Below are 4,969 nucleotides of genomic sequence, written 5' to 3'. Positions count from 1 at the left end.
GACGAGCCGTGAACTCCAAAGCCCTCGTGATCAGCCGCTCGGAACAGGGTTGCCCAAGCTCACGCCACATCTGGGTGATTCCTCCGGCCAGAGCAGTGGCTTTTTCCGCTCCCGTCTGGAATCCACCCGCTGAAGCTCCGGAAATCCATGCCTCCTCGAGGGTCGAACAGATGATTTCGAGCTGAGCACGAACGGGAAGCTCGAGCTCGGCCAGTTGGGTTCCAAGCCTTTCCAGCAACAGGGCGTCCTTCGTTTCGTCATGCTTCAGGACGAGGGGATAGCCGCGACCTCGTGCCGCGAGCAGCATGCGAAGCTCACTCCGCGTCGGATCTTCCCCTGGAATCTTGAGCTTCAGAACCGCGCTCGTCCCATCCGCGGTGATGGCTTCGGCGACAAACGCCGCGGTCCCCCCCGTGAGGATTCGCCCGAGGGTCAGCTCCCATTGTTCGGCAAGGTCGCTCACGAGCCGATCCAGGCCGTTCATCCATGCGACCCCCACGTCACCGCAGCTCACCAGTCTGCGGCGGACCATCTCCGGGAGTTCATCGCTGTACCCTTTCATTCCGATTTCACTCCTCCGCGGTCTTCTACCCTCCGGGACAAAATGGATGCGCACCCTTGAGCATCCGCGCCCCGCGCACTGCCGTGTGGTGCCGATCCGGAGGACCAAGTACATAAGCCCGGGGTAGCGACAGCCCCTTCTCCGTACCCCTACCTGCCGGCGAGAAGCAGGCAGAGGAGGACGACAACCGACTCGGACTCGATGACCACGGGAAGCCACCGGACTGCTTGCACCCACAACTGAATCAGCAGATTGGTCATGCTGCCATCATTCCGCGTGATTGGCCCTCCCCCGCTGGTCGGGACCCTGCGTCTTCTGCCCGCGTGGAAAGCGCGAACGAGACCGTATGTGGTGCGAGTTCACCGGTGCCGGAACGGAGCACGGCCACCGGGTTTCCACACGTGTGGAAAGCGCAGCAGGGCGTGCGGGCCTGCTGCCCCATTCACCCGTCCTGCGCGCACTTATGGTGTCGGGTACTGCTCTCGCCGTGAACGCGAGGGCTTCTCACCCACTGCCCCTACCCGCGCCTTCGGGCCTCAGAAAAATGGGTAAGGTCGAAGAATGAATCCTTTGACACCTTCCCCGAGAGCGGGCCTGTGCCCCCTGTAGGGTTGGCCAACCCGCATCCTATCCTTCAGGGTTCTGTCCCCTGGGGGAGGCCAGCGCCATGTCAAAGAAGCACCGGAGTCCTGCGGTGGGGGAGGGCGGCGGTACGCAGCTCGAAGCATGGTGGAGCTCACGGAGCTGGCCGTGGGGGGTGGGGCGCTTGGTGGTGCTGGTGCTCCTCGGGCTGCAGACGGCGTGCGCGACGGGCTATCCCATGGGCGGGAACCTGGGGGACAGGCGCCAGCGGTGGCGGGTGCAGCGGGCACACCCCAGGCCACAGGAGATCGAGGGCCACGCCCAGGCTGCGTCCGCACCTGGATCCCGTGGGGCCGATGACGACCTGGAGAGCGCTGACGCGGAGGCCAGCGTCCCGGTGGTCGCGTCTGCGACCGAAGGTCCCGGGGCGCCGAGGCAAGCCCGGCATCGAGCGCAGCGCGCGAGCGAGGTGGACGACGAGGAGGACCTGGAGCGGAAGGGCGTTGGATGGCCGGATGGCGTGGGCGAGGGACGGCCCTTCGAGGTGCCCATGGCGCTCGACTACTTCCAGGGCTTCCTCGCCCAGGCGGGTATCCCGAGCGCATGGCGTTGCCGAAGGACGGGCGCACGCTGGCGCCACAGCAGGGGTTGGAACTGGTGCCCCACCTGCTCTCTACGCCGTTGACACTGGGCAACTTCGGGCTGCGCCGTATGGCGGCACACCTGCTCTTGGAGGTGGCCGCGGGCGGCGAGGTGGTGACGAGGGACGAGCTCCAGGCGCGCATGCGGCGCTTCTCGCGGCTGCTGGTGCTTCGTCCGGACGGATACCTGGTGAGGGCCACGACGGGAGTAGCGGTCCAGAAAGCCGGCCAGGTCGTGCTCGCCGAGGACGGCACGTTACGGGCCGGGCGCTTCGAGGTTGGCCCCTTCTACGCCATCGAGGGCGAGCGCCTCTTCCCGGTGGACCAGGGGCTCGAGGTGCCGAAGGGGGCGCGTCCTGCGGGCATGTACGAGCCCGACGACAACCCGGCGCTGGCAGTGGCCGAAGGGGCAGTGCTCGCGGTGGTGGACATGGTGGAAGGCCTCTATCGGCTCGTCTTCTACACGGGCGAGACGCTTGAGGGGCTGGCGCAGCTGCCGGGCGCGGTGAGGCAGCTCTATGAGAACTCGCCGCAACTGTGGGATGAGTTCCGCCACAAGCCCTACGCCGCGAAGGTGCGCACCGTGTCGCGGCTCGCCACGGGCGCGGTACTGACGGCGGGCACGGCCGGGGCAGGCACTGCGAAGGTGGCGGCCTGGGGCGGCAAGCTGGGGAGCCTCACGGTGCCCCTTGGGGGGCCGGGCCAGTGGGTGGAGGACACCTCGAGCATGTCGGAACAGGCTCGGGACTACCAAGCCCAGGTGACGGGGGCCCCGAAGGGCTGGGCATACAGGGTCAAACGCGGGGACGACTTCGTGGACTTCGACGGATTTGACCCGAAGACGGGCACGCTGCTTGAGGCCAAGGCGCGCGAATACGCGAAATGGTTCGACGAGGACCTGAGACCTCAGTGGAACTACCAGGGCCTCAAGGACATGATCTCGCAGGCACAGCGGCAGGCTCGACTGGCGGGAGGGCTGCGGGTGCGCTGGCAGGTTGCCGAGGAACGGATGGTCGCGGTTCTTCGAAAGCATTTCGATGCTGAAGGACTGCAGGCCATCGAGGTCGTTTACACCGCTCCGGTGAAGTGAGGGTCGGCACGTATGAGCGAGGCGTATTCAGCAGGCGCATATTGGGGGGGCCGTCCGGAGTCCGCGGAGCAGTGCGCCAAGCGGGCGCAGACTTTCTTCCGCCTGATGGGCGAATGCCACCCGAGCTACGCGCAGTGGTACGAGCAGAACAACTCCACCCGGAAGGCGCTGCAGTTGGGCTTCGATCCCACGCACGACACCTTCATGCGCTTTTTTGGGAAGAAGAAGTACCAGAACGGGCCGGACGGCTTTTCGTTTGGCGCCTGGACGGGGCACGTGAGGCAGGATCAGGGGGGACTGGTGATGCTCAACTGTGGTGGTGATGCTGCGGTTGCCCCGAATCGCCTTCGGCTCTTCTTCCCGTCGGAGCCCTTGGGGAGTGAGCGCATGCTCAGCGCCGCCGTGCTCGCTGGCGTCATGCGCGCCATGGCCGTAGCCTGGGAGCCGGATTGGGCCATCGCGACAGCGGACGGACTCTGGGATCAGCTCTCCAACGGCAGTCGCCTCGGCTGTTTCCTGGGGTGGATGACCTACTTCTCGCGCGGGCGGGGAGCGGTGCCAGCTTTGCCCGCGCCCGTGCGCGCAGAGCCCGTAGGCGACAAGGGCACGCTCGTCATACTGACTCCCGAGCGGCTCTCCCCGAGCAACCCCGAGCATGTGGCGCTCGCCTGGCGCGTCCAGAAGTTGCTTGAGGAACGAGGTCTGCTCCGGCTCGTCATTGAGCGGCGGTCCAGGCCCCCTGAATGAGGTGAGGTCCGTATGAGCGAGACAGGACGGCCGTAGAGAGGTTCGAATTCATCGGGCGCCGCGGTGTCCGGCGAGCGGCAACGCGATTTGGGGGAATGAATCCTTTGACCCCCTCCCCGAGCAGTCAGCTCGTGGTGAGGCGTGCCATCACCTCGGCCACCACGCGATCGCACCGCGAGGCATGGAAGGAGAACACCTCCTCCAGCGGGCCACCGAGCCGCGCGTCCAGCTCCTCGCGGGCGAGCGCCCGGGCCCGGTGCAGCCGGGTCCTCACCACGTCTTCGCTGACCGACAGCACCTCGGCGGTCTCCTCCGTCGAGAGCCCCTCCACCTCCCGGAGCACGAGCACCGTCCTGTAGATGGGAGCGAGCGCATCGATGGCGACCTCCAGCAGCCGCACGAGCTCGCGGTCGATGGCCCGCCGCTCGGGGTCGGGGGTCCTGCGCTCCATCAGCTTCATGCTTTTCTCCGAGTCCTCGCCCAGCCCGCCCTCGATGGACACCCACCGGCTTTGCTTCCGCAGGCGCAGCAAGGCTTCGTTCACCGCGATGCGGATGAGCCAGGTCGAGAACTTCGCGCTGCCCTTGAACTGCTCCAGGTGCGTGAACGCGAGGACGTAGGCCTGCTGCATCACGTCCTCGACCTCGTCCTCGTCCGTCAGCAACGCCCGCACGGCCCGGTACACCCGCGCGTTGTGCCGGCGCATCAGCACCTCGAACAGCGCCGTCTCGCCCTCGCTCACCCGCCCCGCCAGCTCCTCGTCGGTGGGCGAGCCCATGCCCGTCTGACTGGTCTCCTGCTCCTGCTCCCGCATCGTCTCCATACCCATTAGATGAGGCGAGACACGAAAAGGTGACAGCCGCCCCGCGGTGTCACGTCAGGGGGCCCTCGTGACTCCTAGCGGGTAGCAGCCACGGTGCTGCTCACCCAGAGAGGGGAATCACATGGACAGCCGTCTGAATCAGTCGTGGTGGGCATTGAAGATCGCGTTTGGCGTGGTGCCGATCGTCGCGGGGCTCGACAAGTTCTTCAACCTGCTGACGAACTGGGAGCAGTACCTCAGCCCCCTCGTCGCCCGGGTCATCCCCGCCAGCACCTTCATGCACGCGGTCGGCATCATCGAGATCGCCGCGGGCCTGCTGGTGTTGTCGAAGCTGACGCGCCTGGGCGCCTACGTCGTCGCGGCCTGGTTGGTGGGGATCGCCCTGAACCTGCTCGGCATGGGGCACTACTTCGACATCGCGGTACGGGACCTGGTGATGGCGGTGGGAGCCTTCACCCTCGCTCGGCTGTCCGAGGTCCGCGCCCCCGCCACCGAGGTGGACCGGCGGAGGACCGAGGTGCCGC

5 protein-coding genes are annotated in these 4,969 nt (G+C 66.8%); 3 read left to right on the top strand and 2 right to left on the bottom strand.

Features of this window, described 5'->3' with window-relative positions:
- On the bottom strand, positions 1-562 hold a 562-nt coding region (locus VF794_RS24305; RefSeq protein ID WP_331114332.1), incomplete at its 3' end, for a hypothetical protein.
- A gap of 1,185 nt (positions 563-1,747) precedes the next feature.
- Here VF794_RS24305 and VF794_RS24300 point away from each other — a divergent pair.
- Together VF794_RS24300 and VF794_RS24295 are read left to right on the top strand one after the other, a co-directional pair.
- Positions 1,748-2,875, top strand: a complete 1,128-nt coding sequence (locus tag VF794_RS24300) for a Tox-REase-5 domain-containing protein (RefSeq protein WP_331114330.1) — start codon at positions 1,748-1,750, stop codon at positions 2,873-2,875.
- 12 nt (positions 2,876-2,887) lie between these two features.
- The gene (locus VF794_RS24295) at positions 2,888-3,622 is read left to right on the top strand and encodes an immunity 52 family protein (protein WP_331114328.1); all 735 of its coding nucleotides are present in this window, start codon (positions 2,888-2,890) and stop codon (positions 3,620-3,622) included.
- A gap of 124 nt (positions 3,623-3,746) precedes the next feature.
- Here the strand turns inward: VF794_RS24295 and VF794_RS24290 are convergent, their stop codons facing one another.
- Positions 3,747-4,436: an RNA polymerase sigma factor gene (locus VF794_RS24290; protein ID WP_331114326.1), complete on the bottom strand. Its 690-nt coding sequence runs from the start codon at positions 4,434-4,436 to the stop codon at positions 3,747-3,749.
- Between the two features lie 130 nt (positions 4,437-4,566).
- Here VF794_RS24290 and VF794_RS24285 point away from each other — a divergent pair.
- On the top strand, positions 4,567-4,969 hold a 403-nt coding region (locus VF794_RS24285), incomplete at its 3' end, for a DoxX family protein (RefSeq protein ID WP_331114324.1).

Source organism: Archangium sp. (assembly GCF_036389735.1).
Taxonomy (GTDB): domain Bacteria; phylum Myxococcota; class Myxococcia; order Myxococcales; family Myxococcaceae; genus Archangium.
The sequence above is the reverse complement of the archived record's forward strand: the minus strand, read 5'-3'. Positions and strand labels throughout refer to the sequence as shown.